The following is an 18,985-nucleotide window of genomic DNA, read 5'->3' on the forward strand; positions in this document are numbered from 1 at the left end:
CCGGGGGGGCGGTTGTCAAACCAGATGGGTAGGTTCGCTCAGTCGCGGCGGGTCAACTCGACGAAGACATCCTCCAGGGTGGCGTCCTTGCGGTGCAGGCTGCGCAGCGGCCAGCCATACTGGGAGACCAGGTCGTGAATCCTTTCGCGAGCGTCGGTTCCGGAATCGACGAGGACCTCGTAGTGGGTCCAGCCGTCCTCCAGGGCTTCGGCGGTGACCCGTTTGACGTGGTCGAGGCGCTGCAGGGCGGGGGAGATGACCTCGGCGTCGCCTGCGATCTCGGCGTGGACCCGGCCGGCGGCGCGCATGCCGGCGACGAGATTCTGCGGGGTGTCCTGGGCCTTGATGGTGCCGCTGTCGATGATGATCACCCGGCCGCAGGTCATCTCGACCTCGTGGAGAATGTGGGTCGAAAGCAGGATGGTGTGCTGTTCGGAGAGCCGCTTGATCAGGTCGCGGATCTGGCGGATCTGGTTCGGATCCAACCCGTTGGTCGGTTCGTCGAGGATCAGCAAGCCGGGCTCGTGGACGAGGGCGTCGGCCAGGCCGACCCGTTGGCGGTAGCCTTTGGAAAGCACCTTGATCATCTTGCGGCGGACGCCCTCGAGCCCGCAGGTGTCGATGACCTCGTTGACCCGCCGGCGGGCGTCGCGGTTGGAGAGGCCCTTGAGGGTCGCCCGGTATTTCAGGTACTCGCGGACCCGCATGTCGTCGTAGAGCGGGACGTTCTCCGGCATGTAGCCGATGTTGCGGCGGGCTTCGAGGGACTGCCGGAAGATGTCGAAGCCGGCGATCCGTGCGCTTCCCGAGGTTGGCGGAAGGTAGCCGGTGAGCATCCTCAGGGTGGTGGTCTTGCCGGCGCCGTTGGGGCCGAGGAAGCCGACGATTTCCCCCTTCTCGACATTGAAGTCGATGCCGCGGACCGCGGTGTGGCGGGCGAAGCTCTTGGTCAGGTCGCGGACTTCGATCATGGTCATGGGGCTACGGAATGAAATTCACCGGAAATCCGGCCTTGTGCGTTGACGGGTCCGGGGCGGCCTTTTACCTAAGCGCTGCGCGCGAGGGGCCAAGCGGGAATTTCCGCAATCTCTCGCGGCCACCCGAATCTGCCGCTCATGAAATCGTCGGTTTCCGCCCGCTTCAATGCGGACCTCCTCGAGGAACAATACGCACTCTGGTGCGCTGATTCCCGCTCGGTCGACCCTGCTTGGGCCGCATTCTTCGAAGGCTTCGAACTGGGGGTTGCCCAGACCAAGCCGCGCCCCGGGGACGCCGTGGCTGCGGCGGCGCCGGCTCCCGGAACTCCCGTGGCGGAGAGCGACCTGGATTTCTACGGCAAGGTGGTCAGCCTGGTTTACAATTTCCGCACCCTGGGCCACACGCAGGCCCACATCAACCCGCTGTCGGACCGCCCCGAGCGGAACCCGCGGCTCAACCTGGACCAATTCGGCTTCTCCGAGGCCGATTTCGACCGCGAGGCCTCGAACCCGCTGTTCCGGGACGGGGCGAAGATGAAGCTGCGCGACATGGTCGCGGCGCTGGAAGCCACCTACTCCGGCTTCATCGGCTTCGAGTTCACCCACATCCACAACACCGCGGTGCGCAACTGGGTGCGGCACAGGATCGAGGCCCACGCCCTGCGCGAGGCGGATCCGTCCGACCGCATGGCCCGCGCGCTCGGGTGGTTGATCGAAGCCGAAAGCTTCGAGAATTTCCTCGGTAAGAAGTTCCTCGGCGAGAAGCGCTTCTCGCTCGAGGGCGGTGAAGGCGCCATGGTGGTGCTCAATGCGATCCTCGAGAAGTGCCCATCCGCGGGGGTGCTGGAAATCGAGATGGGGATGGCCCACCGCGGCCGCCTCAACGTGCTGGCGAACTTCGTCCGCAAGTCGCTGACCACGATCCTTTACGAATTCACGCCGAACTACATGCCCGACCTCGTCGCCGGGGATGGCGACGTGAAGTATCACCTCGGCTACGAGAGCATCCGCGACCTGCCCGACGGCCAGGTCCGGGTTAGTCTCGCCGCCAACCCCAGCCACCTCGAGGCCGTCAACGCGGTGGTCGAGGGCAAGGCCCGCGCCCGCCAGCGCATCCTCGGCGACGACGGCGTGGCCACCGACCGCAAGCGGGTGCTGCCGATCCTGCTTCACGGCGACGCCGCCTTTGCCGGCCAGGGTTCGGTCGCCGAATGCCTCAACCTTTCCCAGCTGCCGGGCTACCGCACCGGCGGCACGATCCATCTGGTCATCAACAACCAGATCGGTTTCACCACGATGCCGGCCGATGCTCGCTCGTCCGCCTACGCCACCGACGTGGCGAAGATGGTCGAGGCTCCGATCCTCCACGTGAACGGCGAGGAGCCGATGGAACTCTACTGGGCCGCCCAGTTCGCCCTCGAGTTCCGCCAGCAGTTCGGCCGCGACGTGGTGATCGACATGTATTGCTACCGCCGCCAGGGGCACAACGAGACCGACCAGGCCGCGTTCACCCAGCCGCACATCTACCGCCATATCCAGGATCGCCTGACGATCGGCCAGATGTACAAGAGGCAGCTCGTCGAGCAGGGAACCCTTTCCCAGGAACAAGCCGACCAGATCGAAAAGGAAATCTGGGACCGCTACGAGGCCGGCCACGCGCGGATGCTGGAAATGCAGGCCGCGGGTGACCGCAGTGTCTTCAGCGGATCCACCGCCGTCGCCCAGCCGGACTACAATCACGCCCCGGTGCCGACCGGGATCTCGCGCGATGTCCTGCAGCACGTCGGCCGGGTGCTCACCACGGTCCCCGAGGGCTTCAACATCCACCCGACCCTCGCCAAGCGCTTCATCCCGCGCCGCCAGGAAGCGCTCCAGAACGGTGGTCCGATTGATTGGGCCTTCGCCGAGTCGCTGGCGTGGGGTGCCCTGCTGGCCGAAGGCCACCAGGTCCGCTTGTCCGGTCAGGATTGCCGCCGTGGCACCTTCTCGCACCGCCACGCGGTCTTCTACGATTCCGAGACCCGCGCCCGCTACATTCCGCTCGAGCATGTCAGCCCCACCCAGGCGAAGTTCTGCGTCTACAATTCCTTCCTGTCGGAATTCGCGGTGCTCGGCTTCGACTACGGCTACTCGATCGGAGCGCCGAACATGCTGACCATGTGGGAAGCCCAGTTCGGGGACTTCTCCAACGGCGCCCAGGTCATCATCGACCAGTTCATCTCCTCGGCGGAGTCGAAGTGGCAGACGCCGACCGACCTGACCCTGCTGCTGCCCCACGGCTACGAAGGGATGGGCCCGGAGCATTCCAGCGCCCGCCTCGAGCGCTTCCTGCAGCTCTGCGCCGACAAGAACATGGTGGTCGGCAACTTCACCACGCCGGCCCAGTACTTCCACGCGCTGCGCCGCCAGAAGCTGCGGGGATTCCGCAAGCCGTTGGTCGTGATGACTCCCAAGAGCCTGCTGACCCGGCCGGAAGCGGTCTCGACCGAAGCCGACTTCCTCGAGGGCTCCTGCTTCCAGGAAGTTTTGCCGGACCCGATGCACTTCGAGGATCCGATGCAGGTCGGCCGCGTGATCTTCTGCACCGGCAAGGTCTACTACGACCTCGCCGCCTACCGCGAGGAGCAGGGCATCAAGAACGTCGCCATCCTGCGCATCGAGCAGCTCTATCCGTTCCACCGGGAGCTCATCGAGGCGCTGGTCAGCCAGTACCCGGCCGCTTCGAAATTCGTCTGGTGCCAGGAAGAACCGCTCAACATGGGCGCTTGGTCCTACATCTTCCCGCGCCTGGAGAAGGCGCTCGACCGCCGTGTCCGCTACGCCGGCCGCGACCGCGCTTCCAGCCCGGCCGCCGGTTCCAAGGCCAAGCACTACCACGAGCAGAAGTCGCTCATCGAAGCCGCGTTCCAAGTCTGAGTCCGGCCCCGGATCATCCGCTTCCCGATTTTTTCTAACAATTCCCCATGTCCCTCGACGTCAAAGTCCCCGCCGCCGGTGAATCCATCACCTCCGCCAATGTCGCCCGCTGGCACAAGCAAGAAGGAGAAAGTGTCCGCAAGGGCGAGGTTCTCGTGACGCTCGAGACCGACAAGGTCTCCAGCGAACTCGAAGCGGAAGCGGACGGCGTGCTGCACATCATGGTCGGCGAAGGCGAGGAAGTCGCGATCGGAACCGTGATCGCGAAGCTCGAGGAAAGCGCAACCGCCGCGCAAGGTGGCGAAGCCCCCGCTGCTCAACCGGCGGCCCCGGTCGAGAAGCCTTCCGCCGTAGGCGAGGTCGTTGAGGTGAAAGTTCCCGCCGCCGGCGAGTCGATCACCTCCGCGAACGTCGCCAGCTGGCACAAGGGGGACGGCGAACTCGTCAAGAAGGGCGAGGTGCTGGTCACCCTGGAAACCGACAAGGTCTCCAGCGAACTCGAGGCCGAGGCGTCCGGCACGCTGAAGATCCTGGTTTCAGAAGGCAACGAGGTGTCGATCGGCACCGTGGTCGCCCGGATTACCGTCGGCGACGCCCCGGCAGCAGCTCCCGCCGCAGCCGCCCCCGCTCCGGCGGCCGCCGAGGCGAAAGCCGCTCCTGCTCCAGTGGAGGCCCCGAAGCCCCGCACTTTCGAGATGCCCCCGTCGCTCCCGAAGCCGGCTGCCCCGCAGGCCTCTGAAGCCGTTTCAGACGGCCGCACCACCCGCAAGAAGATGAGCATGCTGCGCCGCAAGATCGCGACGCACCTCGTCAACGCCCAGCAAACCGCGGCGATCCTGACCACCTTCAATGAAGTGGACATGTCCGCCGTGATGGGACTGCGCAAGTCGGTCCAGGAGGACTTCGTCAAGAAGCACGGCGTGAAGCTCGGCTTCATGTCCTTCTTCGTCAAAGCCGTGGTGCAAGCATTGAAGGACGTTCCGCAGGTCAACGGGATGATCGATGGCCAGGACATCGTTCAGAATCACTTCTACGATATCGGCGTCGCCATCGGTACCGACAAGGGCCTGATGGTTCCGGTCATCCGCGATGCCGACAAGAAGAGCTTCGCCGAGATCGAGCAGGACATCCTCAACTACGCCATGCGGGCCAAGGAGGGGAAGATCACCATCGATGACCTGCAAGGCGGCGTTTACACCATCTCCAACGGCGGCACCTACGGTTCGTTGCTCAGCACGCCGATCCTCAACCCGCCACAAAGCGGCATCCTCGGCATGCACACCATCCAGCAGCGTCCGGTCGCCGTCGACGGCCAGGTGGTCATTCGCCCGATGATGTACCTCGCGATGAGCTACGATCACCGCCTCGTGGACGGCAAGGAGGCCGTCACGTTCCTGATCCGCATCAAGGACTGCATCGAGAATCCGACCCGGATGATGCTGGAGATGTGAAGGCGGCAATGCCCGTTGAAGTTCGGATGATTTGGAATCCCTGATTCTTCGGGCTTCACGGGGAATCGGGAGCATGGTATGGGCTCGATCCATGAAATTTCCTTTCGTGGTGCTGCTGATGGTCCTCGCGGGCGCCAGTTTCCACTGTAGCCAGGTGAGCCCATTGCCCGGGCAGTCGGATGAAATCGTGGGCATGTGGGGCGTCCCGGCGCCGGGGGGCGCGGTGCAGACGGTATCGACCGCTAGCTCGGCCGCCGACCTCAACCGCCGCATCAATCTCAAGGTCGACATGGTGCCGCGTGGCACCCATGGCCGCAGGGTGGTGAGGCCGATGAAGCCGCGCTACATCACGATCCACTCGACCCAAAACTACTCGGCGGACGCGGAACGTCATTCGCTCGCCCTCAAGCGCGGCGCCCTGCGCTCGCCGATCCGCCGCGGCGGGAACCGCATCGGCTACCTGATTTGGCATTTCACGGTGGACGACCGCGTCGCGATCCAGCACATGCCGGTCAGCGAGCAAGGCGAGCACGCGGACTTCGGCGGCCCCGGCAACCGGCTTTCGATCGGGATCGAAATGTGCGAGCACCGTGGCAGCAGTATCAGGACGACGATCGAGCGCACGGCGATGCTGACCGCGAAGCTGATGCACGACAATGGCATCCCGCTCAGCAACGTGGTTCCGCACTACCACTGGCCGCGTCCCAGCAAAAATCCGCCGAACAAGAACTGCCCGCATTTCCTTTTGGACAATGGCCGGCCCGGGGCGAAATGGCGGACTTTCCTTGGCAGGGTGAATTACTACTACCGGAATGCCTACCAGAGCACCGTGGCTGCGCGCTGAATCCATGGCGACATCACGTGAGCCCTCGCATGGCAGCCCGGGCAACCGGGAGGTGATGCTCGACCCTGCGACCTTCTACGTCTGCCAGCGGTGCACCGCGTGCTGCAAGTGGCCCGGTGATGTCCGGATCGAAGAGGACGAGATTGCCCCGATCGCGGCCTTTCTTGGAATGAGCGAGGATGACTTCATCGGCCGCTACACACGTCTCAGGACGAACCGCAACGGCCTCTCGTTGATCGAAAAGGAGAACCACGAGTGCATCATGCTGGAAGACGGCGGCTGCCGCATCCATACGGTCAAGCCCGAGCAGTGCGCGGGTTTCCCGAACAAGTGGAACTTCCCCGGATGGCGGAACGTTTGCGAGGCCGTGCCCATCCCGATGGCGGAGGCGCGGGAGAAGGGTTGGGTCTGAGGGCACGAAAAGGCCCGGGACGCGGATGCATGCCGGGCCTCCTGAAGCGTCGCCGGTTCAGCGACGACGGCGAATCAATGCGATCAATCCAAAGGCTCCGAGGAGCGCGGTGGCAGGTTCCGGAACGGTAACCGCTGCCCAGGAAGTTCCGACCCGGAGTTCGTCCAGGTTGCCCGCAGGGGATCCGCTGGCGCCTCGAAGCAAGAACTGGGTGATCCCTGCGAGATCGTTTCCACCGCTTGCGGTGAGGGTTGCCGACGGGGCGGTTTCGTCACCGAAAAACGAATTACTGGGATTGATCCAAAGTTGTGAGACATCGTCCCCCGTGCCCGAGTTGAAGGTGTAGGAACCTACCAGGAAAATGGTCGTGTTCAGTGCGAACTCGGTCGAGTCATAGCTGACGGTGGATCCCGATGACCGGTTTGCGAGACCGATCTGGAAACCGGATCCCGATGCCTGGAGGAAAACAGGCGCGCCGTAGTTGGTGTTGCCGGTGGCAAGGGCAAATGAATAGGTCGCGGAGGTCGGGGCGGAGCTGAGTTGGAACGCGAAGGAATAGTAGACCGTTCCCGCCGTGAAACTATCCAGCGATCCGATGGCTTCCTGGAAGTTCCCGCCGGGAAAGGAGACCATGTTTCCGCTCGAGGCCTGCAACCCCGCGACGGAGAGATTTCCCGACACGACCGTTGGTGCCGTCCCCGAGTTCAGTGGAGCCCAGTCGGCAGCCGCCTCCAAGGTCGTCCCTGCCGTGTAATCGAAACCGTCGTAGGTAATGGCCGCAAAAGAGGCCGAAGTCACCGAGAGGAAAGCGAAGGGGAAACAAAGGGAGGACCGGAGGTTCATGACTGGAGGTGGTTTTTAAAACGACAAGCCCGCATCGGAGCAGTTCAGGTGCCACGGGTGAAGCCGTTTTTGCGCCTTGTGACGAAAGCGTTGCGCTGAAAACGAGACCGGCTTCCCGCCAAGGAGGCAGGAAGCCGGTCGAAATCCGATCGTTGCAGGACGACGGTCAGGTCGCCTGCTCGCCGCGGGCCATCACCACCTTGCCGGTGCGGACCGTTTCGATGATCTCGAACTGGGAGAACATGACCACCGCGGCGTCGATCTTCACGGTGTCGCCGGTGATCATGACGATCATCGACACCGGGGTCAGATCGACGGTTTTGCCGGTGAAATGCTCGGTGATCTGCAGCGCTTGCGAACGTTCGGCCGGCGAGCACTGGATCTTGATCATGATCATCTCCTTGGTCACCGAGTCGTCCGAGGTGTGCTCGAAGCAATGGATGACATCGATCAGCTTGGAGACCTGCTTGATGATCTGGTCGAGGCCCTGCGGGTCGCCGCTGATGCCGATGGTCATCCGCGAGAAGTTCGCGTTGCGGCCTTCGGAGACCACGAGCGAGTCGATGTTGAAGCCGCGCCGGGAAAACACCTGGCAGATGCGCATGAGAACTCCGGGCTCGTTGTTGACGAGGATCGAAAGCGTATGGGTCGGGCCTTGGGCCTTGGCGGGGATATCCACGGGCGTGTCGGTGGTGATGATGGATTTCACGGAAAGGGAAGAGGACAGAGGTAATTCGTGCAAGAAGATGACGGGGCCGGGCCAGGGAGGAGGGCACTGGAGCCCTCCACCCTGTGGCCGTGCCCGGGGCCGGCTCAGGTCGAACCGACCGGCTTGGCCATCTTGGACTTCGGCGCCTCGGTGATCATGTCCTCGAGGGCGGCCCCGGCGGGTATCATCGGGAAGACGTTGTCGGTCTTCACGCACTCGGCGTGGATCAGGATCGGGCCGTCGTTGTAGGCGAGCGCCTTCTCGAGCTGCTTGGTGACGTCCGCCGGGCGCTTGATGTAGACCGAGGGGATGCCGTAGGCGGCGGCCAGCTTGCAGAAGTCCGGGTTGCCGACGAGGTCCACACCGGAGGTGCGGTCCTCGTAGAACAGCTCCTGCCACTGGCGGACCATGCCGAGGTAGTGGTTGTTGAGGACGACGATCTTGATCGGCAGCTTGTGGATCTGCGCCGTCGCGAGTTCGAACAGGGTCATCTGGAAGCCGCCGTCGCCGGAGATCGAGATGACGGTCTTCTCCGGATGGGCGAGTTGCGCGCCGATGGCGGCCGGGAAACCGAAGCCCATGGTGCCGGCGCCACCCGAGGAGAGCCAATGGAACGACTCGTGGTTGCGGTAGAACTGGGCCGCCCACATCTGGTGCTGGCCGACGTCGGTGGAGACGATCGCCTTGCCTTCGGTGAGCTGGTAGAGCTCGTCGATCACCTGCTGCATCCGCAGGCCGCCCTGCTTCTTGTAGCCGAGCGGGAACTTCTTCTTGTAGCCGTCGAGCTTGGTCAGCCAATCGGCGGTTTCGAGCGGGCCGATCTTTTCGTTGATCTCCGTGAGCGCGGCCTTGGCGTCGCCGACGATCATGACGTCGGGCTTGATCATCTTGCCGGCTTCGGCGGGATCGATGTCGATGTGGATGATCTTGGCGTCCTTGCAGAACTTGGAAGGCTGGCCGATGATGCGGTCATCGAAGCGCGAACCGATGCTGAGCAGCAGGTCGCACTCGATCATCGCCTTGTTGGCGTAGGCGGTGCCATGCATACCGAGCATGCCCAGCGAAAGCGGGTGCGTTTCCGGGAACACGCCCTTGCCGAGCAAGGTGGTGGTGACCGGTGCGTTGAGGGTTTCGGCAAGGTATCGCAGTTCCTTGTCGGCGCGGGCGATCATGCAGCCCTGGCCGGCGAGGATCACCGGGCGTTTCGCGCTGGCGATCAGGGCGGCGGCTTCCTTGACCGCGTCGTGGTCGATCTTGAAGTCCGACTCCGGGTTGTAGCCCGGCAAGTCGAAGGGAGCCTTCATGTCGCCGGAGAAGGGGCCTTGCGAGATGTCCTTCGGAATGTCGATCAGCACCGGACCGGGGCGGCCGGTGGTGGCGATGTGGTAGGCTTCACGGGCAATCCGGGGCAGCGCATTGGTGTCCTTGCACAGGTAGTTGTGCTTCACCACCGGAATGGTGATACCGAAGATGTCGGCCTCCTGGAAGGCGTCCTTGCCGAGCATCCAGGTCACGGTCTGACCGGAGATGACGATCATCGGGACCGAGTCCATCATCGCGGTCATCAGGCCGGTCACGGTGTTGCCGGCACCGGGGCCGGAGGTGACGAGGACGGCGGCCGGCTTGCCGGTGGCGCGGGCGTAGCCGTCGGCCATGTGGACCGCTCCTTGCTCGTGGCGGACCAGGATGAACTTCATCTTGGTCTTGACCGTTTCCAGCGCGTCGAAGATGGGAATCGCCGCTCCACCGGAGTAGCCGAAAATGTACTCGATGCCGAGGTCGTCGAGTGTTTTGATGAGCGCTTGGGCGCCGTCGATCTTGCTCTTGGCCATGTGAAAATGGGGTTCGCGACGGGAAGTAGGTGTGAATCCCGGGTCTTGCAATGCGAAAATTGCCGTTTTTGAGGGAAGTTGGGGTTTTTGTGAGTGTTGCTTTGCGAAAAAACGATCGATTTCTGACAAAGGGTGGTTCGGGGATGGGGTGAGTGATCGGATTTTGGTGGTTCCCGGGCGGCATCGCGTCGGGGCATGCAGCCGGTCCCCACAAAAAACGCCCGCCGGGTAGGCGGGCGTCACGGGAGCTTCTCGGCTCGAGGGATGCGGTTTACTTGTCGACGATGCGCAGGATCTGGCCGCCTTGGTCGACGATGTAGACGTTGCCGAGCGGATCCTCGCCGAACGAGGTGATCTGGCCGAGCTGCCCGCCTGCCGGCTGGAAATCATCGGTGTGGTCCTTGAGCCGGCCGGCCTTGCCGTTGCGGAGCTCGAACGACCACACCCGCCTGTTGTTATAGTCCCCGAAGATGTAGCGGCCCTCAAGCTCCTTGACCGGGCCGCGATAGACGTAACCGCCGGTCACCGAAAGACCCTCGTCCGGCTTGTTGCCGTGGCGATAGACGTGGACCGGCTCGATCGCGCCTTCCGGCTTGGCGCCCCCGACTCCCTTTTGCGGCGTCTCCTTGTCGGCTTCGCGCAGGCGCCAGCCGAAGTTCGCGCCCGCGCCCTGGCCGGCGGGCAGGTGATCGATCTCCTCCCAATGGTTCTGCCCGACGTCGGCGATCCAGAAGTCGCCGGTCTTGCGGTCGAAGGAATTGCGCCAGGGATTGCGCAGGCCATAGGCCCAGATCTCGGGCTTAGCGCCGTCCCGGTCCCTGAAGGGATTGTCGGCGGGGATCTCGTAGCCGCTCTGGGGCGAGACATCGAGACGCAGGATCTTGCCGAGGTAGGTGTCCAGCGCTTGGGCGTGCTGGTTCGGATCGTTGGCCGCGCCGCCGTCGCCGGTGCCGATGTAGAGCATGTTGTCCGGGCCGAAGTCGGTCCAGCCGCCGTTGTGGTTGCCGAAGTCCTGCTTGAAGGAAAGCAGCACCTCCATGCTGCCGGGGTCGGCGCTGGTGAAATCGGGGCCGTCCGCGGTGAGCCGGACAATGCGGGTGTGGCGGCCGTGATCGACGTAGTTCAGGTAGAAGCGGCCGCTCTTTTCGAAATCGGGTGCGAAGGCGAGGCCGAGCAGGCCTTCCTCGTTGTCCTTGCGGCTGACCATCGAGACGATGTCCAGGAACGGCTGCTCCTGGCGCTTGCCGGTTTTGGCATCGATGATCCAGATCTTGCCGGCCTGCTCGATGACCCAAAGCCGGTCTTTCACATGGGCCGGGGCGCCGACCCAGACGGGCCGGTCAAAGCCGGTGGCGACGGTTTCCACGCCGGGCTTGGCATGGGCGACGGTGAGGGTGGCAAAGGCGGCGGCAAGCAAGAGGTGACGCATGATGGGGCGCAGGCTAGGACGGATCCCGGCGAGCGCAACCCGCCAGCGCGTTCTCCGCGCCCCATGATGGCGGCCCGCCTCAGCCGGGAAGGATCTCCGCGATGGCGAGCCGGCGGTCGTCGAGGACCTCGCGGGCGATTTCCTGGATCTGGCCGGGGGTGACCTGGTCCCACTCGAGCCGCACCTCGTCGGGGGTGACCAGGCGCTCATACTGGAGCAGGCAGTCGCCGATCCACGATGCGTGCGAGGCGGTGCTTTCCATGGCCATCTTGGTCTGGCTCACGGCCAGCCGCTTGGCACGTTCGAGCTCGCCGGGTCGCGGGCCGTGGTTGCGCAGGTCGTCGAGCTCGCGGCGGATGCAGTCGATCGATTCATCGCGCGATTCCGGTGCGAGGCCGGCGTGGATCTCGAGCGAGCCGGCTTCATCGAAGAGGTTCACGTCGCAGGAAATCTGGTAGCAAAGGCCGCGCTTTTCGCGGAGTTCCTGGAACAGGCGCGAGCTGGCGCTTTCGCCGAGGATCATGCCGAGCAGGCGCAGGGCGTGGCGGCGCGGATCGCGGCGGCCGCAGCTGCGGTATCCGAGCGCAAGCTGGAGTTGCTCGGTGTCGCGCCGGTCGGTGAGATGAAGCGGGGCGGCGATCGCGGCGGGGTCGAAGGGCTGCATGGCGGGAAGCTCGCGGGCTTCCGGGAGCAGCGGCAGAATCAGCGCGGCGACCTGATCCGCGGAAAGCGGGCTGGCCACCGCGATCACCACGTCCTTGCGGAAGTGATGGCGGTCGCGGAACCCGACCATGGCCTTGCGGTCGATCCGGGCGATGCTTTCCTCGCTGCCCGCGACCGGCTCGCCGAGCGGGTGCGGCGACCACAGGGCCGATGAAATGAGGTCGCCGATGTGATCCGACGGGCTTTCGCGGTACATCACGATTTCCTCGCCGATGACCTCCCGTTCGAGCGCGATCTCTTCCTCCGGGAAGGTCGCGTTCCAGACCATGTCCGAGACCACGTCGGCGATCAGCGGCAAGGTGTCGGCGTCGCCACGGGCCTCGTAGGTGACGAGGTCCTCGGTGGTGCACGCATTCAGCGATGAGCCGACATCCTCGGTTTCCAGGCTGATCGCCCGGGCGTCGCGGCGCGAGGTGCCCTTGAACACCATGTGCTCGACGAAGTGGGCGAGGCCGGACTGTCGCGAGGGATCGTCGCGGCTGCCGGCGGGAACATGGATCGAGAAAGCCGAACACTCCGAATAGGGCAAGGTCGCCACCGCCAGGCGGAAGCCGCCGGGCATCTCGATGGCTTCATAGCGGGCCCGGCTCATGGCATCAGCGCCTCGGCAAGATGGATGTCCGCCGGTACCGTCACCTTGGGATTCGGGAACGGCGAGGCGATCAGCTTCGTCGCCACCCCGATCGCCTCGACGGCGGAGACCTCGTCGGTGACCAGCAGCTGGCGATCCTGCACCTCGGCGTAAGCGCGGCGGAGCAGGGCGAGGTCGAAGATCTGCGGTGTCTCCATCGCCCAAAGCCCGGTGCGATCGACGCTATGGCGGGCGAAGCCTTCGGCGTCGCACTTTTTGAGCGTGTCCGCCACCTCGCGGCCGATGGCGGCGGCGCCGAAGCTACGGGCGGCGGCAATGCATGCGTCGATGGAGTCCGGCCGGATCAGGGGGCGGGCCCCGTCATGGATCGCGACAAAGGTGTCGTCGTCGCCGAGGGCCGCCAGTCCGCTCGCCACCGAGTCCTGGCGCAGGTCACCGCCGTCGACGCGGGTCAGCGGCTTGGGGAAAACCTGGTCGCGGAGCAAGGCGAAGCGGTCCTCCGGACACACCACGACCACCCGCGAGATGCCCTCCGCGGCCATGAAGGCGCGCACGCTGTGCAGCAGCACCGGGGTGCCGTTGAGCCCGGCGGCGAGCTTGTCAAAGCCCATGCGCCGGCTGCTGCCGGACGCGACGATGACCGCGGCGCAGCCCATCAGGCGAGGCGTTTGGCGACTTCCTGGGACAGGGTCTTGCCGTCCGCACGGCCGGCGGCCTTTTCCTGGGCGGCCTTCATCACCTTGCCCATGTCGGCTTTCGACGACGCGCCGGTTTCCGCGATCGCGGCTTCGACAATGGCGGCGATCTCGTCCGCGGTGAGGGCGGAGGGGAGATACTTCTCGAGCACCGCCATTTCGGCCTTCTCGGTGGCGGCCAGCTCGTCGCGACCGGCCTTGGTGAACTGGTCGTAGGAGTCCTGGCGCTGCTTGAGCTGCTTGCGGATCAGGGCGCTGATCTCGCTGTCGTCGAGCGTCGCGGTGAGATGACCTTTTTCGATCGAGGCATTGGTCATGGCCGTCTTGAGGGCGCGCAGGACGTTCAGCGTGGCGGCGTCCTTGGCCTTCATGGCGGTTTTGATGTCTTCGGGGATGCGGGTGGCGAGGTCGCTCATGGCGGCCAGAGGTAGCCGGGCCGGGGCAGGCGGGAAAGAGGAATTCGTGGCGGCCGGCTTCATCGACGCAGACGATGCCGGGTGCAAAACCTTCGATTTCGGGATCCGGTGAAGGTGCCGCACCGTCGCGGGGATGAAGTTTTCGATCCGAGGCCGGCGCAGGTGTTGGGCATGGGGCATCCTGCTGGGGCTCGCCGTCCCGGCGATTTCCGGGTGCGGCGGAGCCTCGCCCCACCAAGGCAGGATTCCCTTCCGCTGGATGGAGCGGCCGCCGCACCGGCTGCCGTCGTCCAAGTCGGCGGCGATGGAGGTGGTCATGACCCATGACGCCGCGGCGGGGGCGCCTGACCGGGCAACGCTCGAGCGTTTGCAAGCGGGCGACGTGGTGGCCTTTCACATGAGCCACCGGGAGGCATGGTCGTATTTGCGCAAGGCCAAGATCCAGAAGCTGCCGTACGACCTTTGCCGCTTCGGTCACATCGCCCTGGTGGTTCCGGATCCCGACCGCACCGATGCGGCTGGCGGGCCGAAGCTGCTGCAGGTGGCAATGAAGCAGGCGGTCAATGCGGACGAGGGGCTCGACTACCTGAAGGACAAGTCATGGTTCGTCTATCGTCCGCCGGAGGGTTCGGTGGATGCCGCGAAGCTCCACGACTTCAGCCGCCGGGTGCTGGTGACCGCATCCGACAAGAAAAAGGCCTACGACTACAGCGGGGCGATCGGGCTGGTGAACGCGCCGTGGCAGCCCGCTCATCCGGATGAGATCGGCAGCGAATACAGCTGTGCGACCCTGGTGGTGGCGGGTCTCCACTATGCCGGATTCTCTCTCGATGCGGTGCATCGGAAGGGGATCCTCGACATCGTCACGCCGCGGCAAGTGGTGGAAAGCCGCGCGGCTCACGGGGCGGGTTCGACCCGCACGCGGTAGTAGCCGCGGTCGTCGCCAGCCCCGGCATCGATGACCTCGTGCACTCCCGCCTCCGTCGCGGTGGCGGTCGAGTGGCTGGCGCCGATGTCCTCCCACGATGCCTCGGAGAGGTCCGGCGACCTTTCCGCTTGGTAGAGATAGCCCGGTACGGTGCTGAACCCGAGCGTCACCGTGGCACCGCTGCGGGTGAGTTGGACTTCGGGGAGAGGAACATCCGGGCTGAGGAGATCGAGGACGCCGGTGATCATCCAGCCTTCTTCATTGCCATCCAGGTAGCCTTTGCCGGTGATCGTGTCGCCATCGGCGGAGATCCCGACGCTGCGGTAGAGGAGCAGGCCTTCGAAATCGATGCCCTTTTCGTCAAGCAAGGTCATCAGGTTCACGCCGCCGCCTTCCTCGGTCCAGATCACGGCGGTGTTCTTGAAGTTCACGATTGCCTCGCCGACGATGATGCTGCCGTCGGCGGAGATTCCGAAAGCTCTCGTCTGGGTGGCATCGGGCGGAAAGGGAAGGAAGTTCATCCCGTTGGCCGCGGTCCAACGGAAGGCGACGTCGCCGCTGCTGCCGGTGCCGGTTCCGGCGACCACGTTGCCGTCGGCCGACACCGCCCGCGCGATGGAGTCGAAGTCGCCGCCCGCGATGTCGCCGATCCCGGTCATGGCCTGGCCGCTTTTCATGACGAAAGCCTCGTTGCGTAATCCCGAGGTGGACTGGCCGACGACGGTGGAACCGTCGGCCGACACCGCCTCCGCGCTGGAGGACGAGTCGCCGGCCAGCACGCCGAGCGGGGTGTAGGTACCACCCTCCCAACGGAAAGCCTCCTTGCCAAAATTCGTGGTGGTGCTGTAGCCGACAATCACCGAGCCGTCTGCCGACATGCCGTTGCCAGACGCTTGGAAGGGCTGGCCGGGGAAAAGTGTGCCCGGGGCAGCGCCCAGGCCGGTCACTGCGCCGGAGTCCCAGCGGACGGTCTGGAGGAAGGGGGCTTCACTGCTGTTCCCGGCGATGGCCGCACCGTCCGCCGAAACGGCGAGCGCTTGCCACTGCGTGGCTCCGGCGGGCTGAGGCAGGTAGACCTTTCCGGCGGAGGCGTTCCAATAGAAGGCACCACTGTTGAAGTTTCCGGCAACGGTCGTCCCGTCGGCGGAGATGGCGGTCGGCGATGTGGTGGTGCCAAGACGGGTAAAAGAGGGGGCGCTGGCCGCGGACAGGGGAGTCAAAAAGGGCAGCAGGAATGGCAGGCGGGACAGGGATCGGAGGGTCATGGGGATCGATTCAGGCTGTTGGGAAAGAGCGGCCACCGAGGCACATGAGGCGCTGGGTGGCCAATAGGAAATCCCGTTGGGAAATCCGGGTTTGAGGCAAATGTTGGTAGGTTTATTTTTCTTAAAATGTTTAAAATGAGAGGGTTGGGTTTGGGTTTCAGGTCGAGCACAGCAATTGTCTCAGTCGATGATTTCAAGTTGTCCTTTGAAAATAAGGTCGAGTCTTCTGGTGGCGTTGTGCGGGTCGAATGCCTCCAAAAGCCTTGGCGCGGGGGCTTCCCGGGTTCTATGGGATGCCCATGGCCAGCGCTTCCACCGCCTCCCGCGTCTATCTTACCTTGATCGGGCTGGGGCTTGCCCTCGTCGGCGGGCTGTTCTTCGCCCTGATGTGGCGCAGTTACCAGCGGGCCTGCGAGGTGGAGGCGTGGCCGGTGGTGCCCTGCGTGATCCTTTCGTCCGGTGCCGAGGAGCGGCAGATCGATCCGAACGGTCCGATCGAGCGGCGCTTTGCGGTTTTGTACGGCTACGAGTGGGAAGGCGTGCCGCGTGAAAGCGAGCGGCTGTCGCTGCGCGGCGGCGGCTGGAGTTCACAGGACGAGAAACTGCAGGTCTACGAGGACCGCTATCCCCAGGGCTCGACGCAGCAATGCCACGTCAACCCGTCCGACCCGGACTTCGCGGTGCTGCAATTGGAGTCGAAGGCGCCCGGCTACTCGCTGTGGTTCCCGGCGCTCTTCGTCGTCGGCGGCCTCGGCATCATGGCCGGGGCGTGGCGGCGGTGAGTCGCGGCACACCGCCGGGAGCGCGGAATCCATTGCGCTATGGATGGCTCGGGCGGCCGGACCGGCGAGGCGGGATGAATCCCGCGGTCCCGGCAGGAATCACGTTGTGCTCGCTTTCACCAGCAGGCCTTTTTCCCGGGCCATGCGGAGAACGCGGGCGAAGAGCCAGCCGGCGGCGGCGAGGTAGAGAACGTTGAGGCCGAGAGCGGCCACGAAGTGGCGGAGGTCGAAGCCGCCGTGGACGATCGAGCCGCGCATGCCCTCGAATACGTGGGCCGGAGGGAACAGCATGGCGATGCCGCGCATCCAGACCGGCAGGGTTTCCACCGGATAGAAGACACAGGCGAAGGGCTGGATCATGAAGGGCAGCGCCCAGGCAAGGGATTCGGCGCCGTGACCCCAGCGGAGGATGAGCGCGATCGAGAAAATCCCGAGGGCCCAGCCGAACAGCATCAGGTTCGCGTAGTAGGCGATGAGGCCCCACTGGAATTGGAACAGGTTGAACGAGTAGGCCACGGCGGCGACGAGGATCAGGACGCCGGCGGTGATCCCCACCCGCAGGATGCCGACGCAGAAGGTCGCGGCGATGTAATCGCTCATCCGGACCGGGGCGGCGAAGACGTTGAGGAGGTTGCGCGTCCAGACGTCCTCGAGGAAGGAGATCGAGACCCCCTGCTGGGACCGGAACAAGGCGTCCCACAGGATGATCCCGCCGATCAGGAAGGTGATGTACTGCGGGAATGCGCCGCCGCCTTGCTTCTGCAGGAACATGGTGAGGAAACCCCAGACCAGCAGCTGGACGAGCGGCCAGAAGAACAGCTCGAAGGCGCGCATCGGGTTCCGCGCGTAAAGCAGGACGTAACGGGTCAGCAGGGCGCGGATGACGGAGAGGCGGAACATGGCGGTCGTCGGCCCGGAAGGGTGGACGAGGTGCCGGCCGAAACGAGCGAAAAGAAAGCCGTTCCGGGAAACAAGGAGCGCCGGCGGTTGCCGGCGCTCCAATTCGGGGGAGGTGGGGACGCGTCCGTGGACGCGCCGTCGGGTTCAGGCGACGGGCTGGGGTTCCGCGGCCAGGGCGTGGACCGCGGCGGCGTTGAGGCACTGGCCGCCGATGGCCCAGTCGTTTTCCTTGAATTCATTGACGCGGACCCAGGTGACCCCGCGCATGGCTTCGCCTTCGATGGAAACCATGGTCTCGGTGATCTTCTCGATGATTTCCTTCTTCTGTTCGGCGGTGAAGACGTTTTCGATGAGGTCGACGGTGACGAGTGGCATGACTTTGGTTCTTTCTGGTTTGGTTGCTTGGAGTGGTGAAGGGACTGGTTTCCTTTCACCGGCAACACCATCGCGCGAAGTGCCGGAACTTTCCACGACACTGAGTGTAGCAATCCGCTCCATTTTCTGTAGTGAACTTCCCGGTCTGAGATGAGCACGAGATACGGTCAATTCTGCCCGGTGGCGAAGGCCACCGAGGTCCTGGGCGAGCGCTGGACGATCCTGATCATCCGCGAGTTGCTTTTGGGCACCTCGCGGTTCAGCGATTTCCAGCGGGCGCTGTCGCAGATCTCGCCGACCTTGCTGACCAAGCGGCTGGGCCAGCTGGTGGACCAGGGGCTGGTGTTGAAGAAGACATCGACCGGCGGCAAGCGCGTCGAATACTTCCTGACCGCCTGCGGCAAGGAGCTGGGACCGATCGTGAACAGCCTGGGGATCTGGGGCATGCGCTGGGCGCGCGGGCAGATGAACGACGACGAGCTGGATGTCGAACTGCTGATGTTCGACCTCTGCCGGCGGCTGGATCCGGACGCCCTCCCCGGGGGATCGACGGTGATTCACTTCGCCTACTGCGGGCTGGAGAGCTTTCCGACCTGGTGGATCCTGGTCGAGAACGGCAAGCCGGAACTGTGCGTGGCGCATCCGGGCCGGGATGCCGATGTCTCGCTGCATACCGACGTGCGGACGATGGTGGAAATCTATGCCGGCGACCTGCGTCTGGCCGACGCGCGCCGCGACGGCCGGCTGGAGGTGACCGGATCTCCGACCCTGGTGCGCAGCGTTGCCGACTGGCTTCCGCTCATGGCGATGGCCCACGTCGAGCCGGGGCGACTGGATGCCGGCGAGGCGTCGTGAGGCGGACCCTGTGGGACGGTTGATCGGGGGCCGGTGGTGGC

Annotated in this window: 18 protein-coding genes; 7 read left to right on the forward strand and 11 right to left on the reverse strand. The window is 64.7% G+C overall.

All coding sequences use genetic code 11. From position 1 onward, the window contains the following. Positions 1–38: 38 nt before the first annotated feature. Positions 39–971: an ABC transporter ATP-binding protein gene (locus tag IG178_RS03920; protein WP_193211211.1), complete on the reverse strand. Its 933-nt coding sequence runs from the start codon at positions 969–971 to the stop codon at positions 39–41. A gap of 144 nt (positions 972–1,115) precedes the next feature. Between IG178_RS03920 and IG178_RS03925 the strand changes: the two genes are divergently transcribed. From IG178_RS03925 to IG178_RS03940, 4 genes are all read left to right on the forward strand, one after another. Next, positions 1,116–3,893 carry a 2-oxoglutarate dehydrogenase E1 component gene (locus tag IG178_RS03925; RefSeq protein ID WP_193211212.1) on the forward strand — a complete coding sequence of 926 codons (2,778 nt, stop codon included), beginning with the start codon at positions 1,116–1,118 and terminating at the stop codon, positions 3,891–3,893. A 47-nt stretch (positions 3,894–3,940) separates the two neighbouring features. Then, positions 3,941–5,344 (forward strand): dihydrolipoyllysine-residue succinyltransferase, encoded by a 1,404-nt coding sequence (gene sucB, locus IG178_RS03930; RefSeq protein ID WP_193211213.1) that lies wholly within the window; start codon positions 3,941–3,943, stop codon positions 5,342–5,344. A gap of 91 nt (positions 5,345–5,435) precedes the next feature. Beyond that, entirely contained in the window at positions 5,436–6,188 is a 753-nt protein-coding gene (locus tag IG178_RS03935) for a peptidoglycan recognition protein family protein (RefSeq protein ID WP_226894766.1), read from the forward strand. Between the two features lie 4 nt (positions 6,189–6,192). After that, positions 6,193–6,600 carry a YkgJ family cysteine cluster protein gene (locus tag IG178_RS03940; RefSeq protein WP_226894768.1) on the forward strand — a complete coding sequence of 136 codons (408 nt, stop codon included), beginning with the start codon at positions 6,193–6,195 and terminating at the stop codon, positions 6,598–6,600. 57 nt (positions 6,601–6,657) lie between these two features. Here IG178_RS03940 and IG178_RS03945 read toward each other — a convergent pair whose 3' ends face one another. The 7 genes from IG178_RS03945 to IG178_RS03975 all read right to left on the reverse strand — a co-directional run bounded on the left by IG178_RS03945 (position 6,658) and on the right by IG178_RS03975 (position 13,839). After that, positions 6,658–7,443 (reverse strand): PEP-CTERM sorting domain-containing protein, encoded by a 786-nt coding sequence (locus IG178_RS03945; RefSeq protein WP_193211214.1) that lies wholly within the window; start codon positions 7,441–7,443, stop codon positions 6,658–6,660. A 166-nt stretch (positions 7,444–7,609) separates the two neighbouring features. Beyond that, a complete protein-coding gene (ilvN, locus tag IG178_RS03950; protein WP_193211215.1) occupies positions 7,610–8,152 on the reverse strand; it encodes an acetolactate synthase small subunit in 543 nt (180 codons plus the stop codon). A 104-nt stretch (positions 8,153–8,256) separates the two neighbouring features. Next, complete coding sequence (gene ilvB, locus IG178_RS03955) at positions 8,257–9,984, reverse strand: biosynthetic-type acetolactate synthase large subunit (RefSeq protein ID WP_193211216.1); 1,728 nt, start codon at positions 9,982–9,984, stop codon at positions 8,257–8,259. A gap of 271 nt (positions 9,985–10,255) precedes the next feature. Then, on the reverse strand, positions 10,256–11,413 hold the full coding sequence (locus IG178_RS03960) for a PQQ-dependent sugar dehydrogenase (protein ID WP_193211217.1): 1,158 nt from the start codon (positions 11,411–11,413) through the stop codon (positions 10,256–10,258). A gap of 79 nt (positions 11,414–11,492) precedes the next feature. Further along, the gene (locus IG178_RS03965; protein ID WP_193211218.1) at positions 11,493–12,728 is read right to left on the reverse strand and encodes a M16 family metallopeptidase; all 1,236 of its coding nucleotides are present in this window, start codon (positions 12,726–12,728) and stop codon (positions 11,493–11,495) included. Beyond that, complete coding sequence (gene ispD / locus IG178_RS03970) at positions 12,725–13,384, reverse strand: 2-C-methyl-D-erythritol 4-phosphate cytidylyltransferase (RefSeq protein ID WP_193211219.1); 660 nt, start codon at positions 13,382–13,384, stop codon at positions 12,725–12,727. The genes IG178_RS03965 and ispD overlap by 4 nt, the downstream gene beginning before the upstream one ends. Then, complete coding sequence (locus IG178_RS03975) at positions 13,384–13,839, reverse strand: GatB/YqeY domain-containing protein (RefSeq protein ID WP_193211220.1); 456 nt, start codon at positions 13,837–13,839, stop codon at positions 13,384–13,386. The genes ispD and IG178_RS03975 overlap by 1 nt, the downstream gene beginning before the upstream one ends. A gap of 133 nt (positions 13,840–13,972) precedes the next feature. Between IG178_RS03975 and IG178_RS03980 the strand changes: the two genes are divergently transcribed. Continuing rightward, positions 13,973–14,767, forward strand: coding sequence for a hypothetical protein (locus IG178_RS03980; protein ID WP_193211221.1), 795 nt, complete (start codon positions 13,973–13,975; stop codon positions 14,765–14,767). On the opposite strand, the gene IG178_RS03985 is transcribed toward IG178_RS03980, so the two are convergent. Further along, on the reverse strand, positions 14,737–16,032 hold the full coding sequence (locus tag IG178_RS03985) for a hypothetical protein (RefSeq protein WP_193211222.1): 1,296 nt from the start codon (positions 16,030–16,032) through the stop codon (positions 14,737–14,739). The genes IG178_RS03980 and IG178_RS03985 overlap by 31 nt on opposite strands. A 299-nt stretch (positions 16,033–16,331) precedes the next feature. Here IG178_RS03985 and IG178_RS03990 point away from each other — a divergent pair, with 299 nt between their 5' ends. Continuing rightward, positions 16,332–16,814: a DUF3592 domain-containing protein gene (locus IG178_RS03990; protein WP_193211223.1), complete on the forward strand. Its 483-nt coding sequence runs from the start codon at positions 16,332–16,334 to the stop codon at positions 16,812–16,814. Positions 16,815–16,913: 99 nt separating this feature from the next. Here IG178_RS03990 and IG178_RS03995 read toward each other — a convergent pair whose 3' ends face one another. Further along, complete coding sequence (locus tag IG178_RS03995) at positions 16,914–17,714, reverse strand: ABC transporter permease (protein WP_193211224.1); 801 nt, start codon at positions 17,712–17,714, stop codon at positions 16,914–16,916. A 144-nt stretch (positions 17,715–17,858) separates the two neighbouring features. Continuing rightward, the gene (locus IG178_RS04000; protein WP_193211225.1) at positions 17,859–18,089 is read right to left on the reverse strand and encodes a tautomerase family protein; all 231 of its coding nucleotides are present in this window, start codon (positions 18,087–18,089) and stop codon (positions 17,859–17,861) included. Between the two features lie 150 nt (positions 18,090–18,239). Here IG178_RS04000 and IG178_RS04005 point away from each other — a divergent pair, with 150 nt between their 5' ends. Then, positions 18,240–18,944 (forward strand): winged helix-turn-helix transcriptional regulator, encoded by a 705-nt coding sequence (locus tag IG178_RS04005; protein WP_193211226.1) that lies wholly within the window; start codon positions 18,240–18,242, stop codon positions 18,942–18,944. The last annotated feature ends 41 nt before the right edge of the window (positions 18,945–18,985 follow it).

This window comes from Neoluteolibacter marinus, from assembly GCF_014904755.1.
GTDB lineage: Bacteria > Verrucomicrobiota > Verrucomicrobiia > Verrucomicrobiales > Akkermansiaceae > Haloferula > Haloferula marina.

Coding starts and splice junctions, on each gene's coding strand:
- IG178_RS03920 (WP_193211211.1), bottom strand. CDS start 971: ATGATCGAAGTCCGCGACCTGACCAAGAGCTTCGCCCGCCACACCGCG.
- IG178_RS03925 (WP_193211212.1), top strand. CDS start 1,116: ATGAAATCGTCGGTTTCCGCCCGCTTCAATGCGGACCTCCTCGAGGAA.
- sucB (WP_193211213.1), top strand. CDS start 3,941: ATGTCCCTCGACGTCAAAGTCCCCGCCGCCGGTGAATCCATCACCTCC.
- IG178_RS03935 (WP_226894766.1), top strand. CDS start 5,436: ATGAAATTTCCTTTCGTGGTGCTGCTGATGGTCCTCGCGGGCGCCAGT.
- IG178_RS03940 (WP_226894768.1), top strand. CDS start 6,193: ATGGCGACATCACGTGAGCCCTCGCATGGCAGCCCGGGCAACCGGGAG.
- IG178_RS03945 (WP_193211214.1), bottom strand. CDS start 7,443: ATGAACCTCCGGTCCTCCCTTTGTTTCCCCTTCGCTTTCCTCTCGGTG.
- ilvB (WP_193211216.1), bottom strand. CDS start 9,984: ATGGCCAAGAGCAAGATCGACGGCGCCCAAGCGCTCATCAAAACACTC.
- IG178_RS03960 (WP_193211217.1), bottom strand. CDS start 11,413: ATGCGTCACCTCTTGCTTGCCGCCGCCTTTGCCACCCTCACCGTCGCC.
- IG178_RS03965 (WP_193211218.1), bottom strand. CDS start 12,728: ATGAGCCGGGCCCGCTATGAAGCCATCGAGATGCCCGGCGGCTTCCGC.
- ispD (WP_193211219.1), bottom strand. CDS start 13,384: ATGGGCTGCGCCGCGGTCATCGTCGCGTCCGGCAGCAGCCGGCGCATG.
- IG178_RS03975 (WP_193211220.1), bottom strand. CDS start 13,839: ATGAGCGACCTCGCCACCCGCATCCCCGAAGACATCAAAACCGCCATG.
- IG178_RS03980 (WP_193211221.1), top strand. CDS start 13,973: ATGAAGTTTTCGATCCGAGGCCGGCGCAGGTGTTGGGCATGGGGCATC.
- IG178_RS03985 (WP_193211222.1), bottom strand. CDS start 16,032: ATGACCCTCCGATCCCTGTCCCGCCTGCCATTCCTGCTGCCCTTTTTG.
- IG178_RS03990 (WP_193211223.1), top strand. CDS start 16,332: ATGGCCAGCGCTTCCACCGCCTCCCGCGTCTATCTTACCTTGATCGGG.
- IG178_RS03995 (WP_193211224.1), bottom strand. CDS start 17,714: ATGTTCCGCCTCTCCGTCATCCGCGCCCTGCTGACCCGTTACGTCCTG.
- IG178_RS04000 (WP_193211225.1), bottom strand. CDS start 18,089: ATGCCACTCGTCACCGTCGACCTCATCGAAAACGTCTTCACCGCCGAA.
- IG178_RS04005 (WP_193211226.1), top strand. CDS start 18,240: ATGAGCACGAGATACGGTCAATTCTGCCCGGTGGCGAAGGCCACCGAG.